This window comes from Amycolatopsis pigmentata (assembly GCF_042684065.1).
Classification (GTDB): domain Bacteria; phylum Actinomycetota; class Actinomycetes; order Mycobacteriales; family Pseudonocardiaceae; genus Amycolatopsis_E; species Amycolatopsis_E pigmentata.
This window is the reverse complement of sequence record NZ_JBHUKR010000006.1, coordinates 1,028,798-1,053,885: the sequence shown is the minus strand read 5'-3', so window position 1 is coordinate 1,053,885 and position 25,088 is coordinate 1,028,798. Positions and strand designations below refer to the sequence as shown.

The window sequence follows — 25,088 nt, the reverse complement described above, 5'->3', positions numbered from 1 at the left end:
GCGTCGCATGCGAAAACCGGGCCCCGGTAAGCGGAATCAGCGCTTGAGATACTTGAGGCTGCTGCTCAGCGAGTCCGACCACGGGGACGCGAGGTCGAGCCGCCGCAGCTCGTCGGCGTGCTGGACCGCCGCCAGCTCCGCCATCAGCCGGGACCGCATCCGGTCGTCGTGAGCCGCGTTCGCGGCGCGCAGAGCGCGAGCGAGACGGTGCTTCCGGAACGGGGTGAACCACGACGCGCGGGCGAGGTGCGCCGCACGGCGAGCCGCGCGATCACGCGTACGGGCCAGCGCGTCCCGCTCGTCGTCACCGAGACCGAGCCGGGACAGGAACCGCTCCTTCAGCTCACGGCTGACCCGGGCCCACGTGGTGACCCGGCGACGCGCGTGGCGAAGTTCGATCCCGAGCGCCAGGTGCAGCATGACCACCCCGAGCACCGGTCCCAGCGCGACGCGCGCCAGGCCGGACACCGGACCGGCGAGGTCGAAGGCCATGTAGCCGGACGCGGCGCAGAGCGCCCACAGGATCAGGCGGGCGGGGCCGGGTTTGCCGCTCTGGCTCCGGATTCCGGCGCGCATCGCGAACCCGCACGCGATGAGGGCGACCTCGACCACGGCGAACATCGCGGCGCGTTCCGGAATGCTCGTGATGCCCAGCTTGGTTCCGAAGAACCGCCACGAGGTGTCCACGGACACCAGCAGGGACATGAATGCCACGAGGTAGAAACCGCGCGACCCCTCGGGCGAAGTCCGCTTGCCCCGGGGACGGGGCTGCTCGGCCTGCGGCGGAGCCTTTTCGACGACGATTTCCGCTTCGGCGTCCATCGCCGGAGCGGGGTCCGCCACCTCCATCGACTTGGGCTGAATGAGGGTGAGAGCCTTCGTTTCGCTGGCCGGCTCGGCCGGGGCATCGGCCACGGTCTCCGCGTCGCTTTCCGCCGGCTTGACCGGAGTGACGGCTTCCGCCTCCTTCGCCGGCTCGGCCTCGGTAGCGTCGTTCGCCGGCTTCGCCTCGGTGACGGTGTCGGGCCGGGCGTCCGCGGCGCCGACCGAAGCGATGGTGATGGTGTCCGCCTCTTCGTTCACCGGCTTGACCTCAGTGGTGGTGGCGTCCTTTTCTTCGGTACGACGGCGGTCGAGCGCGGTCAGCATCTCGTCGGACATGCGCGGAAGGTCCCCGGTGTCGCTCAGTCCGCGTTCCTTGCGCCAGTTGTCCACCAGCGTGGACACGGAGTAGCGCTCGCGCCGGGGATTGGTCACCACACCGTAGTTCTTGAGGAAGGCGATCACTTCCGATGTCGACGGTCGGTCCAGTGCCTCGCAGGCATACCGGACCTTCTCTTCCATAGTGTCCAACATGACCAAGCGGGCACCATGGGCGGCGTTGCTGATGATGTCTGCGGAAGACGCCCGCCGGTCGCTCTCGGTTTCCATGTAGTTATCCTTGGTAGGGTCTGGGCCTCGTGGCCCGGCGATCATAGCGGGTGATCACCGGTGTCTCCCCCCATGCCCGCCTAGACTCGCGCACGGACTTCACGATCTTCTTCGGCGCGTCCGTCACGGGAGCGAAATCGGCCCACCCTCCCCCGATTTTTCGGCACCGCCCGGGTCGGCATCTGGTCGAGTAAGCGCTTACTCGCACGGCCGTCCCGGCGTCATGCCGGAGTCGTCGGGCGAGGAACCGCGGGCCGCCGCCGGTGATGGCGGCGGTGCGCGCACGGCCGAGGGAAGGCTATTGGTCCTCACCCCGGTGGTCGTCGCGCTTGCGCACCAAAGTGCCGATCTCGTGTCCTAACGCGATGGACGGCCCGCCGATCAGTTCCCAGGCGCGCGCGATCCCGATGAAAAAACAGACAATGACCAGAACCGCGATGGTGCCCACCATGGCCACGTCGGCAGGCTGACCGGCGACGTCCAGACCTGCCAGCAACTGGATCACGAAAACGGCCACCAGCCCGAGCAGGAAAATCACGTCACGTGCGTCCCGCCAGCCCACTCCCTGGACCCGGATCAACGACAGCAAGGACGCCACCACGAACAGGAGCCCGAGAATGGCCACCACCAGCGCGGCGAACCCGATCTGGTCTCCCGGGACCAGCGCGAACAGGGAAACCGCCAGGGCGTTGAGGAACGAGGTGAGCGCCGCCGAGGCCCGCACGCGGTGAATCTGTGTCTCGCCCCTTTCCACCAGCCTTTCCTGGGAGACGGAAATGGCCACGAACAGCAGTCCGATCAAGGCGCCCGCCACACCGGCGGACGCCAGGAAGAAATCGTGGAAGTTGTCCGGTGTCACTGGCCGTTCCCCGGATCGCGGTCGCACGGTGTCATGCGTCAGTGACTATCACGCCGCACGAGTCGCGGCCCCCTTTTCCTCACTCGATCGGGACGGTGACCGTGTCGTGGACGGAGAAATCACCGTGGGGGGCGAAAAGGGACGCGGAACCACGACCGCTCAGGCCGAATTCGCGGTGCCCGACGCGTCGCCGGCCGGGCGCAGGCCGTAGAGCCCGGCCGCGGTGCCACCGAGGATCTTCGCCGCGTCCGGCCCGGGAAGGCCGGAGACCGCGCGCCGGGCGATCGCCCACATGTCGTCGTAGGTGCCGCGGGTCTGGGTGACGTCGGAACCCCACAACAGCCGGTCGGGTCCGAAATGTCCGGCCAGCCACGTGACAAGCGGCTCCGGGTCGCGGCCTGCCGCGAGGATGCGGGCGAAGTTCAACGTGGTCACCTTGAAATACACCCGCGGCAGTTCGGCCAGCGCCAGCAGCAGATCGGCCTCCGGATAGGGCGGTGGCTCCTCCACATCCAGGGCGGCCACGTGGTCGAGGACCACCGGCACGTCCGGGAACTCGCGGGCGACGGCGGGCAGCGCGCGCAGTACGTCACCGCGGTTCCAGCGATAGACGTGCAGGCACATCGACAGCCCCGTCTCGGAAACGGCGGCCCAGACTCGCCGTGCCTCCGCGCCGGCCAGCCAGTCGGCACCGGGTGTCCCGGAGAACCGGTTCCCGCCCGGCGCGGTCAGCCGGATCGCGGCCGCGCCGCGTGCGGCGAGTTCGCGCACGGTCCGCCCGGCGTCCACGGCCTGCGCGTCGATCACGCACATCGCCCGCAGCCGATCGGGATATCTGCGTGCCGAATCCAAAACGTAACTGTTGTCGTAGCCGTAGACGTGAGCCCGTTGGACCGCGATCGCGGCCGTGGCGCCCTGGCCGCGCAGCGCGTCGAGCAACCGCTCGGCGGTCATCAGGTTGTCCCCGGCCGGCGTGCCCGCCGCCGGCGAGGGCGGATACGCGGGATCGTCGGTGACCAGGTGGGCGTGCGCGTCGACCAGCATCGCGGTCATCGGCTCGGCAGTTCGCCGGGCGCCGGATACTCGTCGGCGTTGAGGACCCAGCCCGGTTTGGCCGAGAAATCCGCGCGCGGCGGGCTGAAGATGTCGATGAGCAGGTGCTTGCCCTCGCCGACGGCCTGGCTGGTGTGCTCGCTCGGCGGCGGGATGATGGCGACGCTGGGGCTGCCGACTTCGGCGTGTTCGTCGGGCCGCCACTGGGACAGCTTCGCCGTCCACGGCGTGCGCACGTGGTGGACGTAGTCCCCGGCCACGGTCAGCGAGCACTGCTCGAAATCGTCGTGGTGGTGCGGGGAAAGCCGGTCCGGGTTCCGGGGGCCGTCCTTGGGGTCCCCGAAATTGACCATGAAGGCGCTGGACCGGAAAAGGCGGCCGAAACGGCCCGTTTGCAGCGGATGATCGGCGTTCTGGTAGATCCGGATCCTCGGTCCGCCGACCGGGTCCGGCCACGGGGCGAGCGGAGCGACCCGGGGATGTGGCTCCTGGTAGCTGTCCGCGTTGTGGCACAACGGAAGCAGATCGGTGGTGCGCACGTCGAACAGGCGCACCACGTCCGCGTCGGTGTCCAGCGTGACACTGCTGTCTCCGGCGGGAATGATCGCGATTCCCTTGTCCCGCAAGGACGCGCGGTCGGAAGCGCCGTGCGCGATCTCCGCCGTCTGCCCGTCGTGCGGCGCCAGGAGGACGTATTCGTGCGGTTGCTGCTCCGCGGAGCGGATCAACGCGTCACCCGCGACGGCACGCGTGAAGGCGAGGACGAAGTTCTGGCCGCGAACGAACCAGGTGCGGCTCCCCCGCTCCGACACCTCGGCCGGGGGCAGGTTCAGCAGTTCGAAGGTCGCCAAGGCCGCGACCGGGTCGTCGGACCGGACACCGGCGCTGGTGGCCAGGCTCGCCCGGGGATCGTCGGAGCTGTACACGATCGTCCTTCCGCAAAGGCGCCACGGCGCCGGAGTCCAAGGGTGAAACGGGCCGCGCGACGCGCGTCGGTTGAGGGTGGTGGGAGACGGGTGGGTCAGTCCAGAGCCAAGAGGAAAGACGGGTTGTCGCGCACGATCATCCGGAGATCCTTCTCCGGCAAGCCGAGATCGAGAAGCGCGCCGCCGACCCGGATGAAGGAGTCCACCGGCATCGGCCGCCCGCGCTGCCCCAGATCGGACGCGAGCACGGTGTGCTCGGGACCGACTTCTTCGATCCACCGCATGAGCACGTCGGGCCCGCCGCGCGCCTGCGCGACCTCCGGGTCGTACATGCTGGTCTCGTGCTCGATGTAGGCGCCGAGCGCGGTGAACTCCCGGCACCGGGCCGCGTCCGAGCCGATCAGGAAGTTGGGATGGCTCAGCACCATCCGGCGCACTCCGCGTTCGGCCGCGACGGTGAACAGCGCGAGCACGTCGTCGGAGGGCAGGTGACCGGCGGAGAGCAGCGCGCCGGCCTCCACGATCAGGTCGAGCACCCGGTACACCTCGGGCAGGAACTCGCCGTCCTCGCCCCGGATGTCGGTCTGGGCACCGCTCAGCGGAATCGTCGGCGAAGGGAACCCGCCGCCGGAGCGGTGATGCTCGACGTGAGCCGATGACGACACGGTGGGAAACCACACGGCCCGGCCGCCCATGCGCAGGCTCAGCTCGACCGCGTACGGGTTGATCCCGCCGACCCACTGGTTCAGGGCGATTCCGCCGAAGACCTGAGTGGACAGACCGTCCAGCTGTTGCTTCATCGCCAGCAGATCCATCACTGTGTTGTGGTGGTGCGATTTGGCCAGCAGGGCCCGCATCCCCAGGCGAGCCCCGTCCCGCGCGGCCTCGACGTGATCGAAGCGCCGCGGCAGCGGGTTCGGTCCGGAATGGCAGTGCAGGTCGACCAAGCCGTGCAGTACTCGTTCGACTGCCGTGGAAGCGGGCATCAGCGTCTCCAACCCCCGTCCGAAACGGCACCAGAGGCGATTGTTGTAACGAAATCCGGACGTGGTGTACGTTAATCGAGAAACTAAGGCAGTGCAAGGAAATCGCCCCGCGACAGGAGTGACCGGATGGACTTCGAGCTCGACGACGAGCAGCGCGACATCCGTGACACCGTCCGGAGGTTCGTCGCGCGTGAGCTCGCTCCGCTGGAGCCCGAGTTCCTGCGCCGTGAAAGTTTCGGCGAACCCGGCCTGCCCCAGGACGAGTTGCGGGCGCTGCAGGCCAAGGCTCGCGAATTCGGCTTCTGGGGCCTGAGCACGCCGGAAGAGTACGGCGGGATGGACCTGCCCGCCGTGACCCGGTCGCTCGTGCAGACCGAACTGGCCACCACGTGTGTCCCGTTCCGGTTCGGCGGCGGCGCCGACAACATCCTTTTCGAGGCCTCTCCGGAACAGCGGGACGAGTACCTCGTGCCGACGATCGAGGGCGACCGGCTCGGATGCTTCGCGCTCACCGAACCCGGCGCGGGATCCGACGCCTCGGCCATCAGCACCGCCGCGCGGCGCGACGGTGACGACTGGCTGATCCGCGGTCAGAAAACCTTCATCACCAACGGAAACGACGCCGACTACGCCATCGTGTTCGCCGTCACCGAGTCCGGCGGCCGCGGGATCACCGCGTTCCTGGTGGACCGGGCGGCGGGCTGGACGTCCACGCCGATCGCGACCATGGGCAGCTGGCACGAGCCCGCGACGCTGTTCTTCGACGACGTCCGGGTGCCGGGCACCGCGGTCCTCGGCGAGGTGGGCAAGGGGTTCGAACTCGCCATGCGCTGGGTGGGCAAGGGCCGGTTCGGCATCGCGGCGCAGTGTGTCGGGATCGCCGAGCGGTGCCTGCGGATGGCCGTCGACTACGCCGGTGTCCGCGAGACCTTCGGCCGCAAACTCGGCACCAACCAGGCGATCCAGTGGATGATCGCCGACTCGGAAACCGAACTGGAAGCCGGGCGCTGGCTCGCGCTGCGCGCCGCCTGGGACGTGGACCGGGGCGCCGACGGCAGGCATTCGGCCGCGACGGCCAAGCTGTTCTGCACCGCGATGGCGGGCCGGGTCGTGGACCGGGCGCTGCAAATTCACGGCGGCATGGGCTACACCAAGGATCTCCCGCTCGAATGGTGGTATCGCGCGGTGCGGGTCATGCGGATCTTCGAGGGCACCGACGAGGTCCAGCGCATGATCGTCTCCCGTGACCTCCTGCGCGGGTACACGCGGATCGGAGGACATCTTGCCTAGCTCAAGCCAGACCGGCACGACACCCGCCGGCGGGATGCGGATGAGTCTCGCGGCGGCATTGCATGCCGCGGGCGAGGTCGCCGCGGAACGCCTCGCCGTCGTCCAAGGCGACCGCCGCCTCACCTACGCCGAACTGCACTCCAGGGCGAGCCGGATCGCCGCGCTGCTGAAGGATCGTGGCGTCGGAGCGGGGAACACCGTCGCGGTCGGCCTGCACAACGGCCCCGAGTACCTGGAAACCGTGCTCGCCGCGTTCCTGCTGGGCGCGATCCCGGTCAACATCAACTACCGGTACCGGGAACCGGAGCTGGAATACGTCCTGAACTACGTCGAGGCCGCCGCGCTCGTCTACGACGACGGTCTCGCCGACCGGGTCCGGCACGTCACCGGTTCGCTCCCCCGGCTGAAAGCGGTCCTGCAGGTCGGGCCGGAGGTGGCCGAACCCGCGATCTCCTACGACGAGGCCGCCACCACCGGGCCGGAACTGCCCTGGACCGGCGACCCCGGGAGCACGGACGGGATCATCCTGCTCACCGGCGGCACCACCGGCCGCCCGAAGGGCGTGATCTGGGACCGGAACGGTCTGCTCGGGATCTTGACCGCGGTGTTCCGGCTCAACGGCCTGACCGTGCCGACCACCGCGGACGAGGTGCGAGAGGGCGTCCGCGCGCTGGCCGAGCAGGGCAACGTTCCGGTCATCCTGCCGATGTCGCCGCTGATGCATGGCACCGGGTTCTTCAACACCACACGCACGCTCCTGGCCGGCGGCACCATCTGCTTCTGTACTTCCCGGTCGCTGGACGGGCACGAGGTCTGGGGGGTCGTGCAGAAGTACGGAGTCACCGAGATGGTCATCGTCGGGGACGCCTTCGGCAGGCCGCTGGTCGCCGCGCTCGCCGAGGCCGAGCAGGCGGGAAAGCCTTACGACATCTCGAGTCTGAGACGCATCGGCAGCTCCGGCGTGGCCTGGAGCATCGACGTCAAACGCGCCCTGCTCGCCCGTGGGTCGATGCTGTTGGCCGACAACATCTCCGCTTCGGAAGGCGGGCCGTTCGCCAACGCGGAGGCCCGCAGCGAAGCCGATCTGGCGGACAGCCGGTTCACGCTCGCGCCGGTCGCCCGGTTGCTCGACGAGAACGACCAGGATGTCGTCCCGGGCAGTGGTCAGGTCGGCGTGCTGGCCAGTGCCGGGCCGCAGCCGGTGGGCTACCTCGGTGACCCGGAGCGCACCGCGCGCACCTGGCGGGTCATCGACGGAGTCCGGTACGCGATCCCCGGCGACCTCGCGACGCTCGACGCCGATGGCAAGCTCGTGTTGCTCGGCCGCGGCGACGGAGTGATCAACACCGGTGGGGAGAAAGTCTTCCCCGAGGAGGTCGAGCAGGCGCTGCTGGCCCATCCGGAGATCACCGACGCGGCCGTGTTCGGCGTCCCGGATCCCCGGTGGGGCCAGCGGGTCACGGCGCTCATCGCACCGGCCGCGGCGCTGAAGGGGATCTCCGACGAGGAACTGACCGCGCACCTGAACGAGGAACTGGCCCGCTACAAACACCCGCGGCGGCTGATCCGCACCGACGGGATCCCGCGCACCCCGGCGGGCAAGCTCAACCGCACGCTCGCGCGCGAGCTGGCGGTCAAAATCGAGGAGGAACAACAATGAACGACCGGAGTTTTCCGATCGAATACGGGCATGTGCTCGCCTTCGCCCGAGCGATCGGCACGGACCCGCCGCCGGACGACGGCGTGCCCCTGACCTTCCCCATCGCCTATGCGCATTTCGATCCGGACTGGACCCTGCGGATGCGCCCCGGGCAGCCGTGGAACGGTTCCGGCGCCGGCCCCGGTGGTGGCGGCGGTGGCGGCCGTGGCGGTCTGCACGCGGAACAGGAATTCGAATACCTGCGGCCGTTGCGCGTGGGCGAGACCCTGACCGTCCACAAGCGCGCGGGAAAGACCTGGACCAAGGAGGGACGCTCGGGAGTGCTGGACTTTTCCGAGCGGCACACGGAGTTCCACGACGCGGACGGCAAGGTGGTCGCCCGGTCGACCACCGTGACCGTGGTCAAGCGCGCGGCGGACGAGGGGACCGGTGAGGCGAAATGAGCGAGAGTAACCAGCTTGCCTCGGTCACGGCAGGCGAAGAACGGTCCCAGGTGGTCGTCTCCGACCTCAAGCGGACCCAGATCGTGATGTACGCCGGGGCTTCCGGTGACTTCAACCCGCTGCACACCGACGAACCCTTCTCGACCCAGGTCGCCGGGAATCCGACCGTGATGTCGCACGGGATGCTGGTCATGGGACTGGCGAGTCAGGTGCTCACGGAATGGTTCGGGTTGCCGAACGTCCGCCGGTACCGGGCCCGCTTCCAGTCACCGACCTGGCCGGGCGACACGATTTCGGTGACCGCCAAGGTGGAGAGCGTCGAGGAGGTCGAAGGCGAGCGTCGAGCGGAGGTCGCGCTCCGGGCGACCACCCGCGACGGTGCCGTCGCGGTGCTGAGCGGTTCGGCCACCGTGCTGGTGCGGTGAGTCGTCCGCCCGCGGCACGGGGAGCCGGATAGGGTGGCGGGCCAATCGGCCCGCCCCCGGAAGCGGTGCGTAACGATCAACATACGGTGGGGCGCGGCTCGTGTCGTCGTGGACGACGTGCCGGGGACTGCGGAAGGTGCCAGAAATGACCGCTGATGGCCACGAGAACGACGGTGCCGCGCAGAGCGGTTCCCTGACTCTCGACCGGGGCCTGCGGCTCCTCGAGCTTCTCGCCCTCGAGAACCGGGACATGACCGTCGCGGAACTGGCGAGCACCCTCGGGGTGCACCGGCAGGCGGTGTACCGGCTGCTGACCACGTTGCGCGCGCACCGTCTGGTCGCCGAAGGAGGCGCCGGACGTTACCGGCTCGGCCTCGGCGTCATGCAGCTGACCCGCCAGGTCAACAACGAACTGCGCCGGACCACGGCCCCGCACCTGCACCGGCTCGCCCAGAAACTCGGGGCGACGGCGCAGTGTGTCGTGGCCGAGGGCGGCGACGCGGTGGCTCTCGCCGTGGTGGAGCCACCGGAGTCGGTCTTTCACCTGACCCAGCACAGCGGCGCCCGGTACCCCCTCGACCAGGGAGCCAGCGGCCTGGCCATCCTGATGGCACGGCAGCCCCGCCCGTCCGATCCGCCCGAAGTACAGGAAGCTCGCCAGGCCGGCTACGCGGTTTCCCGCGCGGGTCTCACCGCGGGGGCGATCGGCATCGCGGTGCCCTTGTACGACAGTGAAAACAATCCGCTCGACGCGGCGATCGGCATCGTCTCCATGTTCGAGGTCGATGTCGAGCACGTGGCAGGCCTGCTGACCGACGCATCCCGGCAAATCGCGGCCGGAGACCACTGACCACCTTGACCTCAAGGGCCTCGCCATGCAGAATGACGTGTCACAATCTGAAACAACGAGTCCTATTATCGGACAAGACCTCGTACCCGTAATCCGTTTACGACCATCGCTTAGGCAGCGCATCGCGGTTGCGAAGGCCGTCTCGACCGCCCAGCGCCGGACGGAGTGACTATGAACGCACGGATGGTCATCCGCCGGTTCGGCGGAGGACTGCTCGTCCTTTGGCTCGTCTCTCTGGTCACTTTCCTCATGGTCCAGATGATCCCCGGCGACCCGGCCGAAGTCATCGCCGGAGAGCACGCCACCGTCGCCCAGGTCAACGAGATCCGGGAAAAGCTCGGCCTGAACCGGCCGGTGATCGAGCAGTACTTTTCCTGGCTCGGCGGAGTGCTGCACGGTGATCTCGGCAAGTCGCTGTTCTCCAACCGCCCGGTCACCGCGACCATCATCGAGGCCGCACCGCCCACCCTGGCGCTGGCACTGGCCGCGATCGTGTTCGCGGTGATCCTCGGGGTCGGCACCGGCGTCATCGCCGGGCTGCGCCAGGGCAGCCTGATCGACCGGCTGGTCTCCACACTGGCCACGCTCGGGATCGCCATGCCGAGCTTCTGGGCCGCCATGCTCCTGGTTTCGATCTTCTCCCTGTCGCTGAAGTGGTTGCCCGCCACCAGCTACGTGCCCATCGAAGACGGCTTCGGCTTGTGGTTGTCGCACATCATGATTCCCGCGATCGCGCTCGGTCTCGCCACCGCGGCCGAACTCGCCCGGCACACCCGCGGTTGTGTCGCCGACGTGCTCACCCGGCCCTACATCAGGACCGCCCGCTCGCGGGGGGCCACCACGTCCCGGCTGATCCGCCGGCACGTCCTGCGCAACGCGGCGATCCCGGTGATCACCGTGCTGGGCCTGCAGACCAGCCGCCTGCTCGGCGGGGCGATCGTGGTCGAGGCGGTCGTCGGGATCTCCGGGCTGGGCACCCTGGCGGTCAATTCCGTGCTGAGCCGCGACTACCCGGTGATCCAGGGTTACGTGCTCTTCTGCGCGGTCGTCGTGGTGGCCCTCAATCTCATCGTCGACCTGGCCTATGGCTGGATCAACCCGAAGGTGCGAACCTCATGAACACTCCCCGGTTTCCGATCGGCGATGCCGGGCCGTCCCCGGCCGGGCCGGAGGTGGCCTCCGCCGCCCCGGTCCCCCGTGCCCGGAACCAGCGGCGCGGGAACGTGGTCCGTGTCGTCCTGCGCCGGCCCGCCAGCGCGGTTTCGGTGGGCTTCGTGGCGCTGCTGCTGCTGCTCGCGTTCGTGGGGCCGCTGGTCGCTCCGCACAACCCGGACACCCAGAACCTCGCCAACGCCTTCGCCGGCCCCAGTTGGTCGCACGTGTTCGGCACCGACGACTTCGGCCGGGACGTGGCCAGCCGGATCATCGTCGCGTCCCGCATCACCATCCTCGCCCCGGTCATCTCGGTCGGCATCGCGGTGCTGATCGGCCTGCCGCTCGGGTTGCTGGCGGCGGTCCGCAGGGGCTGGGTCGACTCCACCACCAGCAGGCTGGCCGACACTGTGCTGGCGCTCCCGGCGCTGGTCGGGGCGCTGGCGATCGTCGCCGTCCTCGGGCCCGGCCTGGTCACCACGATGATCGCGGTCGGCATCATCTTCTCGCCCACGATGTTCCGGGTGGTCCGGGGGGCGGCCGTCTCGGTGGCCGAGGAGACCTTCGTGCGCTCGGCCACGGCGATCGGGGCCTCGCAGCGAAGGATCCTGGCCGTACACGTCCTGCCCAACATCGCCGCGCCGCTGATGGTGCAGGTGACCATTCTGATGGGCGTGGCGCTGCTGGTCGAAGCGAGCCTCAGTTTCCTCGGCCTCGGCGTCCAGCCGCCCGACGCGAGCTGGGGTTCGATGCTCAAGGCGGCCTACGCCAGTCAGTTCAAGTCGCCCTACGCGGTCGTGCCACCGGGCCTGGCGTTGCTGCTGACCGTGCTGGCGTTCAACACGATCGGCGACGCCATCCGCGACGCCATCGGGGTCAGGAGGCGGGCATGACCGCGACGGCGAAAACAGTCGACAAAGGCTCGGAAGGCTCAGGAGGCGACGGACACAACGAGAACTCCGTCGCGCCCGGGGATCCGTTGCTGTCGGTCCGGGGCCTGACCATCGACCTGCCCGGCGATCCCGGACAACGCGGCCTCGTCGAAGACGTCAGCTTCGACCTCCACCGAAAGCGCTCTCTGGCCTTGATCGGAGAATCGGGCTGCGGGAAAAGCCTGACCGCGATGGCCATCCTGCGGCTGCTACCGCCCGCGATGTCCCTGCGCGCCGGCTCGGTCGTGTTCGACGGGGTGGATCTCGCGCGGGCAAGCGAACGCCGGCTGCGCCGCCTGCGGGGCGGGCCGGTCGGGATCGTGTTCCAGGAACCGATGAGCAGCCTCAACCCGACCGCGACCGTCGGCGACCAGATCGCCGAAGCACGGCAGATCCATTTCGGCGAACGCCGGGCGACCGCGCTGGCGAAGGCGGCGGAACTGCTCGACCGCGTCGGAATCCCGAACGCCAAGCAGCGGGTCAAGGCCTATCCGCACGAACTCAGCGGCGGGATGCAGCAACGGGTGATGATCGCGGCGGGAATCGCCTGCAACCCGAAGCTGATCATCGCCGACGAGCCGACTACCGCGCTGGACGTGACCATCCAGGCCGAGATTCTCGAACTGCTCCGGGATCTGCAACGGGATCTCGACCTCGCGGTGATGCTGGTGACCCACGACCTCGGCGTGGTCGCGGACTTCTGCGACGACGTCGTCGTGATGTACGCCGGACACGTGGTCGAGCGCACCTCGATCGACGGGCTTTTCTACCAGCCCCGGCATCCCTACTCCAGTGCGCTGCTGGCCGCGGTGCCGCAGGTCGGCAATCCCCGGACGAGGCTGAATGTCATCCCCGGGCGGGTTCCGCCCGCCGGGCGGTTCCCGGCAGGCTGCCGTTTCCAGCCCCGCTGTGCGCACGACGCCGGAGGGCCGTGCGCACAGCCCCAGAAGGAGACCGAATTCGCCGACGGGCACACCACCCGGTGCTGCCGGGTCGCCGACGGTTCCTTGACTCTCGAGGGGGTGGCTCGTGCCTGAGCCCGAAACAGTCGTCCGGGCCACCGGGCTGGTGAAGCGTTTTCCGGTCACCCGCAGTCTTTTCGGCCGTCCACTTCAGACGGTACGAGCGGTCGACGGGGTCGATCTCGAGGTCCAGGCCGGGACGACGCTGGGCATCGTCGGGGAATCCGGCTCCGGCAAGACCACGGTCGGCCAGCTGATCGCCCGGCTGCAGGAACCCGACGAAGGCACCATCGAGGTCGAAGGCGTCGACGTCACCCGGGCACGCGGACGGGCGCTCAAGCTCGTGCGCGAGCGCCTGCAGTTCATCTTCCAGGATCCCTACGGCGCCCTGGATCCGACCAAGACCGTCGGGCACGCCGTCGCCGAGCCGTTGGTGGTGCACCGCCGGATCTCGGGCCGCGAGATGAACGCGCACGCCGGTCCCCTGCTCGAACGGGTCGCCCTCGATCCCGAGTTCGCCTCCCGGCGGCCCGACGAACTCTCCGGCGGGCAGCGGCAGCGGGTGTGCATCGCCCGCGCGCTGGCGTTGTCGCCGAGCGTGCTGGTGGCCGACGAGCCGACCTCGGCACTGGACCTGTCGACCCGGTCGGAGATTCTCAACCTCCTGCTGGACATCCAGGAGGAAAGCGGCCAGGCGGTGGTGCTGATCTCGCACGACTTCGCCACAGTCCGCCACCTGGCGCACCGGATCGCGGTGATGTATTTCGGACGTGTCATCGAGGAGGGTACGGCGGCCGAGATCACCGAGTCGCCGACACATCCCTACACCCAGGCGCTGCTGTCCGCGGTGCCGGCACCGAACCCGGACCTGCAGCGGTCCCGGCAGCGCACCGTCCTGCACGGTGACCTGCCGGATCCGCTGAAACCGCCCACCGGGTGCCGGTTCCGGAACCGGTGCCCGGTCGCGATGGACGCCTGCGCCACCCAGGACCCGCCCCTGCTGCGGATCGGCCCCACCCGCCGGGTCGCCTGCCTTCGCCATCAGCCGACCGCGCCGGGGCCTGCGGTGGTCGGCGCTCCGGACGCGGCGGGGCAGTCGGGATGACCGGCCCGGCCGCCGTTCTTCCCCCTCCCGTCGACTCCCCTGCCGACGACGAATCATGCTGTTGAAGCTGACCAATGGAGGTCACGATGCGACACCCTTCCCCCGCGCGGTCTCAGACCGCGGTCGTTTCCCCGCATGGACGAAGCAGATCCGGTCCACGCAAGTGGCGTGCCGTCCGGATGATCAGCCTGCTCGCCGTGTCGGCGCTGGCCATCGCGGCCTGCGGTGGCGGAACGGGCTCGTCCGACGCGGGTTCGTTCGACCCCACGGCGATTCTCAAGTACGGCGTCCCGGGCAACCCCACCTCGTTCGACCCGCGGCTGTCCGCTCCGCTCGACCCGGTCTTCCTCGACGTCGTCTACGAAAGCCTGATCAAGCGCAGCCCCGCCGGTGAGCTCGGGCCGGGCCTGGCCACCCAGTGGACGTTCTCCAACGACAACAAGGCACTCGACCTGACCCTGCGCCAGGGTGTCGTCTTCCACGACGGAACACCGTTCGACTCCGCGGCGGTCGTGGCGTCGCTGGAGGCGTTCAGGAAGTCGGGCGCGCAGGCGGCCGCGCTCAAGCCGATCACCAAGGTCGAGGCGCGCGGACCGTCCGCGGTGCACATCGAATTCTCCGCGCCGTCGGGCTACATGCTCAACATCCTGGCCAGCGAGCCGGGCATGGTGGTCTCGCCGAAGGCGCTCAACAGCCCCGATCTCGGCACCAAGCCGGTCGGCACCGGGGCGTTCCAGCTCACGTCGCTGGTGCAGGGCAAGGTCACCTTCACCAAGTTCGACAAGTACTGGAACGCCGCGGCGACCTCCATCGGCGGGATCGAGATGACGGTCTTCGCCGACGAACCGACCCGGCTGCGCGCCGTGGTCTCCGGCCAGGTCGACGGCACCACCATCGGCCCCGGCCAGGAGAAGGAGGCCACGACCAACGGGCTCACCGTGGTGAAGGGGCCGAACGCCCAGATCGACGGTCTCCTGCTGAACACCGGTGACCCGATCTTCAGCAAGCCGCTGGTGCGCCAGGCGATGATGTACGCCTTCGACCGCAAGGCGATCAGTGACACCCTCTTCAGTGGCAACTGCACCCCGGCGGTCCAGCCGTTCCCCGAAGGACTCTGGCCGAACGTCCCCGAACTCAACAACGTGGACAAGTACCACGATGTCGCGAAGGCCAAAGACCTCCTCGCGCAGGCCGGATACCCGAACGGCTTCAGCACCGAGCTCGTGAACGGGCCCAACACCACCTACACGAACCTGGCCCAGGCCTTCCAGGCCCAGCTCGCCGAAGTCGGCATCACCGCCAAGGTGAAGACGCTCGAGTTCAACCAGATGGTTTCCGACCGCAGGACCGGCAAGTTCTCCGGGGCCGTGTCGTTGCTTCAGGTCGGCCGCCCCGACCCGAGCCAGTTCGTCACCGACTTCTACTTGCCGGGCGGCAGCTACAACCCGGGCAACTTCAACCTGCCGGGCGTTTCGGATCTGCTCGCGCAATCCCGCGCCAGCGGTGACGAGAAGCAGCGGCAGGCGCCGATGCGGCAGATCTTCACGAACGTCTTCGATGCCGGCCCGACGGTGATTCCCGTCTGCAGTGTCATCTGGGTCGCGGCGTTCAAGAAGGGCGTGACCGGAATGCAGGTGCCGAAGTTCGGTGACTACGACTTCGCCTCGATCAAGATCCGTCGCTGAGTACGTCTCCACCAGCTGCCGGATCGCGGAGGAGTACCTCCTGACTCCTCCGCGATCCGGCTGACCACCGTAGGCGATCCGGCCGAAAGCAGGCGGATACCTTCCGCAGCCACGTGACTGCCGCCGGATCGGTACGAACGACAGAGTAAGGACCGGAAACATATGAAGATCGACTTGACCGGGAAGGTCGCCGTCGTCACCGGATCAGGTCGCGGGCTCGGCCGGGCCTACGCCGAGGCGCTCGCCCAGGCCGGGGCTTCGGTCGTGGTCAACGACATCGACGCCGATGCCGCCGCCGAAGTGGCCGGCGCCATCACGGCGGCGGGCGGGGCCGCGGTCGCCGAGGTGTGCGCGGTCGGCACCGCCGAAACCGCGGACGCGCTGGTCGGACGGGCGGTGTCCGAGTTCGGCCGCCTGGACGTCATGTGCACCAACGCCGGCGCCCTGCGGGACCGGACTCTGCTCAAGCTGTCCGACGAGGAACTCGATCTCGTGCTGGACAGCCACATTCGCGGCACCATCACCTGCGGCCGCTCCGCCGCGCGGCAGTTCCGCGAGCAGGGTGACGGCGGCAGGCTGATCCTCATCGGTTCACCGGCGGGTCAGCTCGGCAGCTTCGGGCAGACCGCCTACGCCGCTTCGAAGGCCGCCATCATCGCACTGGTCCGGGTGTGGTCGGTGGAGCTGGCGAAGCTGAACGTGACGGTGAATGCCGTCGTCCCGAAGGCGCTGACCAGGATGTCGGCGACGATCCCCGCGCTCAAGGAGGCCTTCGAAAAGTTCGAGGCGGGTGAGCCGATCCCGCGCGAGGTCCGTCGCCAGGGCACCGGCGCGGTCGAAGAAGTCTCGCCGATCATCCTCTACTTGAGCTCCGACTCCTCGGCCGGAATCACCGGTCAGTACTTCAGCTTCGGCGGTGACAAGTTCGCGATCTGGTCCCACCCGAAGGAGGCCTACGTGGCCTACCGCGAAGACGGCTGGACCACCGAACAGCTGGCGGACGACTTCGTCGAGTACGCGAAGCACCTGCAGGACCACACGAACAAGGGCTGAACACGCTGACGTGTTCCGATGCCGCGGGCCGGATTTCCCCGGCCCGCGGCATTTTCCTTTCCCGTTACTTCATCCAGCCGACGGTCGTGTAGTCGACAGCTCCGAAACCGAAGGCGCCGAAGTTCGCGAGTGTCTTCTTCACGCCCCAGGCGTCCGGGCGCTGGTAGAGCGGAAGCGAGAAGCCTTCCTTCCACAGGGCCTGGTCGATCTGGTTGCCGATCTTCAGGCGCGCCGCGTCGTCGAATTCCGCGTAGGCCTTCTTGAACAGATCCCCTATGCCTTCGGTGTCCGGAATCCGCCCGTAGTTCTGGCCGGTATGGTTCGGGTCATAGGTGTACATTCCCTGGGACGAACTGATCGGGAACGGCGTGCCCTCCCACGTCATGTTCTGCATCTCGAAGTTGCCCGCCTGCACGTACTGCGTCTGCCAGGCGTTGACGTCGACCGTGTTGAACGTGACCTGGATGCCGATCTTGCCCAGCTGGTCCTGCAGGATCTGTCCTTCGTTCGCGCTCACCGCCGTGCCTGCCGGAAACATCAGGCTGATCGTCAACGGCTTGCCGTCCTTCTGCCGGACCTTGCCCCCGGCGGGCAGCGTCCAGCCCGCCGCGTCGAGTTCCTTGCCTGCTTCGGCCGGGTCGTAGTTGCCGACGGCGCCGTTGTCCTGGTAACCCTGCTGGCCCTCGACGTAGATCCGGTTGTCGAGCGGCCGGACATCCGGCACGATCGCGCCGATCACGGCCTTGCCCAGGGCCGCCCGGTCGATGCCCTTCATCACCGCGATCCGCACCCGGACGTCGGAGAGTGGGGTGCCCTCCTTGGCGTTGAAGTTCAGCACCCGCCAGTTCGGCGCGAGCGCCTTGCGGATGTCCGCGGTCTGATCCTGTTGCAGAGTCTGGAAGGTCGCCACGTCCGGGCCGATGTCGACGGCGTCGATCGCGCCGCTGGCGAAGGACTGCGGCTGGGCCGTTCCGGTCACCACCCGGAACGTGATGGTGTCCAGCTTCGGTTTCGGGCCCCACCAGTTCGGGTCCCGCTCCAGCACCAGCACCTTCCCGGTGGGATCGAGCTGCTTGACCCGGAACGGGCCCGCGGTGACCGGGATCTGACCGCTCCAGTCCTTGTTGAACTGATCCGGGGTCGAATAATGCGAAGCCGGATAAAGGAAACCGATGATCCCCTTCCATTCGGAGTAGGGCTTGCCGAACCGCACGATGACGTCCTGGTCGTCGGCGCCGCGTTCGACGCTGTCGACGTCCTCCCAGCCTGCCGTGCTGGCCGGTTCGTAGGCTCCGTTCTTGCCGTTCTCCGCCTGCCAGTTCGCCTGGAAGTCCTTCCAGGTGACCGGGGACCCGTCCGACCACTTCGCCTTCGGGTTGATCTTGAACTCGGCCACCTCAGGACTGGTGGAGATCAGCTCGGCCGAGGTGAGGAAGTTCGGGTTGGGCTTGACCGTACCGTCGGGCTGGTTGAGGAACGGCTCGGCGAAGATCGCGTGCCCGACCAGGAACAGGTCGACCGAAGCGCCGTCGACCTGGCTGTAGTTCCATTGGGCGGGCCACTGGGAGAACGGCAGATTGACATTCCCGCCGTCCTTGAGTTTCTCCACCGGTTGCGCGTTGACCTCCATTCCGCCCATTTGGCGAACCTGGGCGTTGCCACCGCCCTGCGCCCCTCCACTGCAGGCGCCGAGCACGAGTGCCCCCGCCACCACGGGCGCCACCAGCACCGCCCACCTAGACAGCCTCACGAAAGCTCTCCTTCCTCATTTGTCTCACACGCCGGGAAAATGACAGGCGACCTCGTGGTCCCCGTCATGCTTGGTGCGTAACGGTTCTTGCTCGACGCACCGCGCGCGCTGGTCCTCGGGCAAAGCCGTGAACGTGAAGCAGCGCGTGCGAAACCGGCAGCCGGACGGTGGATCGGCCGGGTTCGGCAGATCGCCGGCGAGGATGATGCGTTCACGGCGGCGTTCGGCGACCGGATCCGGCAGCGGGATCGCGGAGAGCAACGCCCGGGTGTAGGGATGCGCGGGATCACCGAACACGGTGCTCACGGCACCGACTTCCACGATCTTGCCCAGATACATGACGGCGACCCGGTCGGCGATGTGCCGGATCACCGACAGGTCGTGCGCGACGAACAGATAGGACAGGGAAAGTTTCGCCTTGAGCTCGTCGAGCAGGTTGATCACACCGGCCTGGATCGAGACGTCCAATGCGGACACCGGTTCGTCCAGCACGACGAGCTTCGGCTCCAGCGCCAACGCCCTCGCGATGCCGATCCGTTGCCGCTGCCCGCCGGAGAATTCCGCCGGATAGCGGGTCGCGTGCTCGGGTCGCAGACCGACCAGTTCCAGCAGTTCCAGCACCCGCCGCCGGATCCGCTCCCTGCCATAACCGTGCACCCGCATCGGCTCGGCGATGATGTCCGCGATCGGCAGCCGGGGATCGAGCGCGGCCATCGGGTCCTGGAACACCACCTGGAGTTCGCGACGGATTTCCTTGCGTGCCTTGGCGGTCAAGGCCGCCGTGGACCGGCCGAACACGCTGATCGCGCCACCGGCGGGCGCGGTGAGGTCCAGAATCTGCGACAAGGTGGTGGTCTTCCCGCACCCTGACTCGCCGACCAGGCCGAGGGTTTCGCCTTCGACGATGTCGAAGGAGATCCCGTCCACCGCGTGGACCGTGCCCACCCGCCGCCGCAACACCGTGCCCTTGGTCACCGGATAGTGCTTGACCAGGCCGGCCACCTCGAGCACCGTGGCGCGCTCCACGCGGGGCAGGATGGCCAGGGCGGGCGCGCCGACGACCTCGGCCCCGTAGACCTTCGCGGCCTCCCCCGCCGCGCCGAGGTCGGCGCTGCGCACGCAGGCCGCGGCATGGCCGGGTTCCACCAGCGTCAACTCGGGTTCCCGGGTTCGGCAGACCTCCACCGCCATCGGGCAGCGCGGCTGGAAGGGACAACCCGGGGGCAGATCCGACAGCGACGGCGGCACGCCGTCGATCGGCACGAGCGGCTGCTTCTCCTCCGCGTCCAGCCGGGGAATCGAGCCGAGCAGGCCCAGTGTGTAGGGCATTCGTGGGCGGTGGAAGATGTCGTCGACCGGGCCGGTTTCCACGGCCCGCCCGGCATACATCACCAGGACGCGGTCGGCGAAACCGGCGACCACGCCGAGGTCGTGGGTGATGATCGCGATGGCCGCGCCGGTGACCTCCCGCGCGGTGCGCAGCACGTCGAGCACCTGAGCCTGCACCGTCACGTCGAGGGCGGTGGTCGGTTCGTCGGCGATGATCAGGTCGGGGTCGTTGGCGATCGCGATCGCGATCACCGCGCGCTGGCGCATCCCGCCCGAGAACTCGTGCGGATAGGCCTTCGCGCGCTGGCCCGCGTTCGGGATGCCGACCAGATCGAGCAGGTCCACGGCCTGTTTCCAGGCCTCCTGTTTGGTGAGGTCGCCATGGATGAGCAGCGCCTCGGCCACCTGGTCACCGACCGTGTAGACCGGGGTCAGCGCGGACAGCGGGTCCTGGAACACCATGGAGATCCGTTTGCCCCGCACCGCCGACAGTTCCCGGTCCCCCAGCCCGGTCAGCTCTCGTCCGTCGAAGCGGATCGAGCCGGAGACCTGCGCGTGCGGGGGCAGCAAACCCATCACCGCCAGCGAAGACACCGACTTGCCCGAACCGGATTCCCCGACGATGGCCAGCGCTTCGCCACGGTCGATGTGGTAACTCAACCCACGGACCGCGGGCAGCCGCCCCGTCTTACCGGCCTCGGCGGGAAACGTGACCTCGAGGTCCCTGACCTCCAGCACCGGCGTCATGACCGCCCTCCGCTCGGGTCGAGCGCGTCGCGGAGGCCGTCGCCGGCGAAACTGACCGCGAGCACACCGATGATCAACAGCAGGCCGGCGGGCAGGAACAGCCACGGCGACGTGAGCGCGAAAGGTGCGCCGTCGCGGATGAGCGTGCCCAGCGAAACGTCCGGCGGCTGCACGCCGAACCCGAAATAGCTCAGCCCGGTCTCGGAAAGCACCGCCGTGCCGACGTTCACCGTCGCGTCGACGATCAGCAACGAAGCCATGTTCGGGAGAATGTGCCGCGCGATGATCCGCCACGATCCCTCACCGGCGTAGCGCGCCGCCTTCACGAACTCCCGTTCCTTCAGCGAAAGGGTCACCCCGCGCACCATTCGCGCGGTGATCATCCACATGAACCCGGCGAGCATCAGCACGAACATCAGCCAGCCCTGACGGCGCAGCCACTGACTCATGATCGCCAGGATCAGAAACGACGGCAGGACCAGCAGAAGGTCCACCGCCCACATCAGGGCCCGGTCGGTCCAGCCGCCGAAATATCCGGCGGCGGCCCCGACGACGGCGGCCAGCCCGGTCGAGACCACCGCGACCAGCAGACCGATCGAGAGCGATTTCTGCAGACCGTGCATGGTCTGCACGAACACGTCACCGCCGATCTGGGTGGTGCCGAACCAGTGCCGCGCGCTTGGCGGGGACAGGTAGGCCCCGGGATCCTGGCTGGCATACGTCCAGGAAGAGAACAACGGACCGAGGAACGCCAAGCCGTACAGTACGACGATCACCACGACGCCGCCGACGGCGAGTTTCTTCCGCAGGTACCTGCGCAGAACCAGCCTTCCGCGGCTGGGATGCCGCTCGTCAGTCCGCATCGGGGCTTCTTCGGGGGAAGATCGCGTGATCACCATGGTCACACCCGCACTCTCGGGTCGAGGGCGGCGTAGAGCACGTCGGAAAGCCAGCCGGAGACCAGGATGCAGACCGCCACGAAGAGGGTGACCGTCGCGGTGATGTTGGTGTCCTGCTGACCGATCCCGTACACCAGCCAATCGCCCATGCCGTACCAGCCGAACAGGTTTTCGGTGAACACACCGCCGGTGATCAGCGTGCCGAAGCCGAACGCGAACAGCGTGGCCATCGGAATCAGCGCGGTGCGCATCCCGTGTTTGAACAGCGCCTTGCGGTGGGTCAGGCCCTTGGCCCGCGCGGTGCGCAGGAAGTCGGAGCCGAGCACATCGAGCATGGCGCTGCGCTGATAACGGGAGTAGAGCGCGATCTGGCCGAGCGCGATGGTCAGCGTCGGCACGATCAGGTGGACGGCGCGGTCGCCCAACGACGCCCAGAAGCCGCCGCTGAAGTTCGGCGTCGCCTCGCCCGTGAACTGCAGGACGTTGCTCCCCGCGGCATGGTTGATCTGCAGTGCGCCCTGCTTGAGCAACAGACCGAGCAGGAACACCGGAGTGGACAGGATCACGAACGAGCCGATCGTGATCAGGTGGTCGGTGAAGCGCTGCCGGCGGATCGCGCTCACCACGCCGGCGAGCACACCGGCCACGACGCCGATCACCGTGCCCAGCAGGAACAGCCGGAGGCTGACCCCGACCCTTCTGCCCAGTTCGCCCGTGATCGGAGCGCCGTCGATGGTCTGCCCGAAGTCACCGCGGAGCACCCCGCCCAGCCAGCTGAAGTACCGCCGCACCAACGGTTCGTCGAGGTGGAGGTCGCGCGCCTTCGCGGCGATGGTGGCCGCGGAAGGCGGTGGGTTACGCGTCAGCAGCACATCGAGCGGGTGGAACGTCAGCGACGCGAGGGTATAGGCCAGGAACGTCGCGATCAGGCACAGCACGACGTAGTTCGCCAGCCGTCGTGCCAGGAATGCGGTCACTGGGTGGTCGGCCCTTTCCGTCACAGGCGGTAGTGGTGTTGGGGGCACAGGTTAAGGCAGGTGGGTTAGTTGCCAACATTTCCGCGTGCTTCGATTCGGTAAACGTCACGCGGCGCAAGTTTTCGAACTCCACACCACCATTGCGAAGCCGACTTCGTTCCCGCGGATGACAAAGGAACGCACCGGCGACTCCTGTCTTTTGCCGACCTTGGAACAGGAAGGTGCCACCCGGATCCGCCGGACCATGGGCGCACCGATCGGTACACGATTCAGCGCCGGTGAAATTTTCACTTTCGGCGGCAGGAAAGAAATTTACAGGGCTGCGGTGCCGCCTCGAAAATGCGATTGAGGCGGCTGATCGCTCAAGTCGATTCCGGCACCGGGGAAAGTTCCGGTGCGACCGTGGTGACCTCGGGTGGGACACCGGCTATGGCGTCCACCGCACCGGGGTGGAGGTCCCGGCGTCTGATGGTGGCACCGGCGACGGTGAGGCACTCCCCGACGGTCCTACAGATCGGCCGGGTCCCGGCGCAGCGTCACCTCGCGCCCGGACTCAGTGCGCACCGTGACCGCACGCACGCCCGGCCGGCCGGGCAGGACCTCCAGCGGCAGCCGGTCGAAGCTCTCGGCACCAATGTGCTCCCGCAGTTCCCCGGCGTCAGCGCCGATCTCCAGGCGGGTCACGGCCGCTCCGCGGTCACCGTGCTCCACCGCTCCACGATCCGGGTTGGTGGCCGGGTCCTCCCGATAGAACCAGTTCGGCAGCCCCCGGCGCCAGCACGTGTCGAGCGCGCGGCCGGGACCGGGCGCGGTGATGATGATGCGCTGGGTGCCGTCGGGTTGGACGCGTCCCGGACGGCGCGCCACCTCGCCGCCGAGCCGCTGCGCGACCGCTTCCATCTCCTCGAGGGTGTCGGCTCGCAAGCTCCAGAACATCCACCGGTCGCCGTCCGCGATGGCCCGCTCGAACCAGGCGGCCCCCCCCNNGTCACCGCCTCGACCTCCAGGTAGGCGTCCCCGCCGAGCGGGAAGATCGTGTTCGCGATGCCGCCACCGAAGACGCCACCGTCGTAGTGGGCGAGTCCGGTCTCCTCGTGCACCCGGCGAACACCCTCGCCCAGTTCGGGGACGCCCAGGCAGAGGTGATCAAGATGAAACATGGGGATCCTTCCGGGTTCACCACTCACCGGGAGTTCCTGCGCCATCGGACACTTGGGGCCACGGTGGACTGAACCTCCGGCGTCGCAGAGCTCTCGCCGAGACTCACCGAACAATCGTTCAGATAGTTACCGAACGAATGTTAGTTATCTTGTCCCGGCTTGTCCAGCCTGATCGGGAGCAGGCGCCGTGGCTCAGGCGAAGACGAGCGAAACGAACTCGTCGACGAACGACAGCACCGAGTCCGCCTGGGTGTGCTTGGCGGAGTTCTGGAAGAGGGCGACGCGGCCGTGCGCGCCGACGAACGCGATCACGGCCGCTCGTTCGGCGGGCACCCGGAGCGCGACGCCCGCTTCGGCGCAGCGCGCGAAGCCGGCGACGAGCAGGTCGATCACGTCGGCCAGCGGACCGCCCCGCCGATCGCCGGGCGCGGTCCGGGGCGGGCCGTCGGCTGTCATCAGCCGGTAGTGCCCTGGGTTGTCCATCGCGAACCGGCACGAGGCGTGGAGCATCGCGCGTACGCGGCCCACCACGTCGCCGGAGTCGACGCGATCCCCCGCTGCCTCCATCGCGGTGTGCAGCCTGGCGAACTCGTATTCGGTGAGGCCCGCGACGAGCGCGGCACGGTCGGTGAAGTGCTGGTAGATGCTGGCCGGCGCGATACCGGCCGCGCGGGCGACGCCACGGATGGTCAGCCCGTCCTCCCCGCCGAGCTCGGACAGCAACCGGCTGGCCGCGGCGAGGATCTCTCCGCGCAGCCGCTCACCTTCCCCCCAGCGGTTGCGCGTGCGCGGGGCGCTGACCTGGACCTCTTTGGACACGCCCCTATTCTTGCACCCGGCCGCGGCCCGGCCCGGGCTTCTGCCGGTTGCGCCTGACCGCACTGATGTTCCGGCGAACGGGCCCGATCCGGGTCAACCGGCCGCTTCCACGTGCGACGCCAGATTGGCCAGGGAGGAAGCGATCCCGGCTTCGTGGGCCGCTTGGTCGATGCCCGGTGGCACATCGGTGGCGGTGACGGTCACCTCGGTTCCGTCACCGGCGGCGGTGAGTTGCCAGGTCATTGTCATAGTGCCCGCGTACGCGGGATCGTCGGCCTCGAACACCGCGGTCTGCACCACCCGCTCCGGTGGCACCAGTTCCGCGAAACCGACGTCGACGACATCGGTCCCCTCCGAAGTCTTGCCAGGGCTGTCGACCGGGTCGAGGTAGGTGAGGACCATCCGGAATCCGCCACCAGGGCGGGGATCCCACCGTTCGATCCGCCCGCGCATGCCGTCCGGCGGCAGCCATGCCTCGACCGACTCCCGGTCGAGAAGAGCGCCGTAGACGGTCGCCGGTGGTGCCACGACGACCCGGCTCGCCCGATCAGTCCTGCTCATGGCTCGAGTTTAGGACCGACAAGGCGCGCCGGAC

At 68.5% G+C, this 25,088-nt stretch carries 24 protein-coding genes and 1 pseudogene; 12 read left to right on the top strand and 13 right to left on the bottom strand.

Annotated elements, in window-relative coordinates:
• Positions 1–36 precede the first annotated feature (36 nt).
• The 5 genes from ACFSXZ_RS12815 to ACFSXZ_RS12795 all read right to left on the bottom strand — a co-directional run bounded on the left by ACFSXZ_RS12815 (position 37) and on the right by ACFSXZ_RS12795 (position 5,255).
• On the bottom strand, positions 37–1,431 hold the full coding sequence (locus tag ACFSXZ_RS12815) for a hypothetical protein (protein ID WP_378264693.1): 1,395 nt from the start codon (positions 1,429–1,431) through the stop codon (positions 37–39).
• 298 nt (positions 1,432–1,729) lie between these two features.
• The gene (locus ACFSXZ_RS12810; protein WP_378264691.1) at positions 1,730–2,290 is read right to left on the bottom strand and encodes a hypothetical protein; all 561 of its coding nucleotides are present in this window, start codon (positions 2,288–2,290) and stop codon (positions 1,730–1,732) included.
• A gap of 159 nt (positions 2,291–2,449) precedes the next feature.
• Positions 2,450–3,343: an amidohydrolase family protein gene (locus ACFSXZ_RS12805; RefSeq protein WP_378264689.1), complete on the bottom strand. Its 894-nt coding sequence runs from the start codon at positions 3,341–3,343 to the stop codon at positions 2,450–2,452.
• Positions 3,340–4,269 (bottom strand): hypothetical protein, encoded by a 930-nt coding sequence (locus tag ACFSXZ_RS12800; protein ID WP_378264687.1) that lies wholly within the window; start codon positions 4,267–4,269, stop codon positions 3,340–3,342. Before ACFSXZ_RS12800 ends, ACFSXZ_RS12805 begins: the two co-directional genes overlap by 4 nt.
• 95 nt (positions 4,270–4,364) lie before the next feature.
• Positions 4,365–5,255: a DUF6282 family protein gene (locus ACFSXZ_RS12795; protein ID WP_378264685.1), complete on the bottom strand. Its 891-nt coding sequence runs from the start codon at positions 5,253–5,255 to the stop codon at positions 4,365–4,367.
• A 126-nt stretch (positions 5,256–5,381) separates the two neighbouring features.
• Between ACFSXZ_RS12795 and ACFSXZ_RS12790 the strand changes: the two genes are divergently transcribed.
• The 11 genes from ACFSXZ_RS12790 to ACFSXZ_RS12740 all read left to right on the top strand — a co-directional run bounded on the left by ACFSXZ_RS12790 (position 5,382) and on the right by ACFSXZ_RS12740 (position 16,812).
• Positions 5,382–6,545 carry an acyl-CoA dehydrogenase family protein gene (locus tag ACFSXZ_RS12790; RefSeq protein WP_378264683.1) on the top strand — a complete coding sequence of 388 codons (1,164 nt, stop codon included), beginning with the start codon at positions 5,382–5,384 and terminating at the stop codon, positions 6,543–6,545.
• Entirely contained in the window at positions 6,538–8,205 is a 1,668-nt protein-coding gene (locus ACFSXZ_RS12785; RefSeq protein WP_378264681.1) for an AMP-binding protein, read from the top strand. The genes ACFSXZ_RS12790 and ACFSXZ_RS12785 overlap by 8 nt, the downstream gene beginning before the upstream one ends.
• A complete protein-coding gene (locus ACFSXZ_RS12780; protein ID WP_378264679.1) occupies positions 8,202–8,648 on the top strand; it encodes an FAS1-like dehydratase domain-containing protein in 447 nt (148 codons plus the stop codon). The genes ACFSXZ_RS12785 and ACFSXZ_RS12780 overlap by 4 nt, the downstream gene beginning before the upstream one ends.
• A complete protein-coding gene (locus tag ACFSXZ_RS12775) occupies positions 8,645–9,073 on the top strand; it encodes a MaoC/PaaZ C-terminal domain-containing protein (RefSeq protein ID WP_378264677.1) in 429 nt (142 codons plus the stop codon). The genes ACFSXZ_RS12780 and ACFSXZ_RS12775 overlap by 4 nt, the downstream gene beginning before the upstream one ends.
• A gap of 145 nt (positions 9,074–9,218) precedes the next feature.
• Positions 9,219–9,923: an IclR family transcriptional regulator gene (locus ACFSXZ_RS12770; RefSeq protein WP_378264675.1), complete on the top strand. Its 705-nt coding sequence runs from the start codon at positions 9,219–9,221 to the stop codon at positions 9,921–9,923.
• 171 nt (positions 9,924–10,094) lie between these two features.
• Positions 10,095–11,042 carry an ABC transporter permease gene (locus ACFSXZ_RS12765; RefSeq protein ID WP_378264673.1) on the top strand — a complete coding sequence of 316 codons (948 nt, stop codon included), beginning with the start codon at positions 10,095–10,097 and terminating at the stop codon, positions 11,040–11,042.
• Positions 11,039–11,968 carry an ABC transporter permease gene (locus ACFSXZ_RS12760; RefSeq protein WP_378264671.1) on the top strand — a complete coding sequence of 310 codons (930 nt, stop codon included), beginning with the start codon at positions 11,039–11,041 and terminating at the stop codon, positions 11,966–11,968. The genes ACFSXZ_RS12765 and ACFSXZ_RS12760 overlap by 4 nt, the downstream gene beginning before the upstream one ends.
• Complete coding sequence (locus ACFSXZ_RS12755) at positions 11,965–13,044, top strand: ABC transporter ATP-binding protein (RefSeq protein ID WP_378264669.1); 1,080 nt, start codon at positions 11,965–11,967, stop codon at positions 13,042–13,044. The genes ACFSXZ_RS12760 and ACFSXZ_RS12755 overlap by 4 nt, the downstream gene beginning before the upstream one ends.
• Positions 13,037–14,074, top strand: coding sequence for an ABC transporter ATP-binding protein (locus ACFSXZ_RS12750; protein WP_378264667.1), 1,038 nt, complete (start codon positions 13,037–13,039; stop codon positions 14,072–14,074). The genes ACFSXZ_RS12755 and ACFSXZ_RS12750 overlap by 8 nt, the downstream gene beginning before the upstream one ends.
• A gap of 86 nt (positions 14,075–14,160) precedes the next feature.
• On the top strand, positions 14,161–15,759 hold the full coding sequence (locus ACFSXZ_RS12745) for an ABC transporter substrate-binding protein (RefSeq protein ID WP_378264665.1): 1,599 nt from the start codon (positions 14,161–14,163) through the stop codon (positions 15,757–15,759).
• A 162-nt stretch (positions 15,760–15,921) separates the two neighbouring features.
• Positions 15,922–16,812, top strand: coding sequence for an SDR family NAD(P)-dependent oxidoreductase (locus ACFSXZ_RS12740; RefSeq protein WP_378264663.1), 891 nt, complete (start codon positions 15,922–15,924; stop codon positions 16,810–16,812).
• Between the two features lie 64 nt (positions 16,813–16,876).
• On the opposite strand, the gene ACFSXZ_RS12735 is transcribed toward ACFSXZ_RS12740, so the two are convergent.
• The 4 genes from ACFSXZ_RS12735 to ACFSXZ_RS12720 are packed head-to-tail and all read right to left on the bottom strand — an operon-like array spanning position 16,877 to position 22,514.
• Positions 16,877–18,562 (bottom strand): ABC transporter family substrate-binding protein, encoded by a 1,686-nt coding sequence (locus tag ACFSXZ_RS12735; protein WP_378264661.1) that lies wholly within the window; start codon positions 18,560–18,562, stop codon positions 16,877–16,879.
• A 24-nt stretch (positions 18,563–18,586) separates the two neighbouring features.
• Positions 18,587–20,638, bottom strand: coding sequence for a dipeptide ABC transporter ATP-binding protein (locus tag ACFSXZ_RS12730; RefSeq protein ID WP_378264659.1), 2,052 nt, complete (start codon positions 20,636–20,638; stop codon positions 18,587–18,589).
• Positions 20,635–21,501: an ABC transporter permease gene (locus ACFSXZ_RS12725; RefSeq protein ID WP_378264657.1), complete on the bottom strand. Its 867-nt coding sequence runs from the start codon at positions 21,499–21,501 to the stop codon at positions 20,635–20,637. Before ACFSXZ_RS12725 ends, ACFSXZ_RS12730 begins: the two co-directional genes overlap by 4 nt.
• Positions 21,502–21,539: 38 nt before the next feature.
• Entirely contained in the window at positions 21,540–22,514 is a 975-nt protein-coding gene (locus ACFSXZ_RS12720) for an ABC transporter permease (RefSeq protein WP_378264655.1), read from the bottom strand.
• A gap of 85 nt (positions 22,515–22,599) precedes the next feature.
• Between ACFSXZ_RS12720 and ACFSXZ_RS12715 the strand changes: the two genes are divergently transcribed.
• Positions 22,600–22,863, top strand: a complete 264-nt coding sequence (locus ACFSXZ_RS12715) for a hypothetical protein (protein WP_378264653.1) — start codon at positions 22,600–22,602, stop codon at positions 22,861–22,863.
• A 158-nt stretch (positions 22,864–23,021) separates the two neighbouring features.
• Here ACFSXZ_RS12715 and ACFSXZ_RS12710 read toward each other — a convergent pair whose 3' ends face one another.
• The 4 genes and pseudogenes from ACFSXZ_RS12710 to ACFSXZ_RS12695 all read right to left on the bottom strand — a co-directional run bounded on the left by ACFSXZ_RS12710 (position 23,022) and on the right by ACFSXZ_RS12695 (position 25,054).
• Positions 23,022–23,438, bottom strand: a complete 417-nt coding sequence (locus ACFSXZ_RS12710; RefSeq protein ID WP_378264804.1) for a hypothetical protein — start codon at positions 23,436–23,438, stop codon at positions 23,022–23,024.
• Between the two features lie 107 nt (positions 23,439–23,545).
• Positions 23,546–23,674, bottom strand: a pseudogene (locus tag ACFSXZ_RS12705) (VOC family protein); the annotation flags it as partial.
• A gap of 192 nt (positions 23,675–23,866) precedes the next feature.
• Positions 23,867–24,493, bottom strand: coding sequence for a TetR/AcrR family transcriptional regulator (locus tag ACFSXZ_RS12700; RefSeq protein ID WP_378264651.1), 627 nt, complete (start codon positions 24,491–24,493; stop codon positions 23,867–23,869).
• Positions 24,494–24,586: 93 nt separating this feature from the next.
• Positions 24,587–25,054 carry an SRPBCC family protein gene (locus ACFSXZ_RS12695; protein ID WP_378264649.1) on the bottom strand — a complete coding sequence of 156 codons (468 nt, stop codon included), beginning with the start codon at positions 25,052–25,054 and terminating at the stop codon, positions 24,587–24,589.
• Positions 25,055–25,088 lie beyond the last annotated feature (34 nt).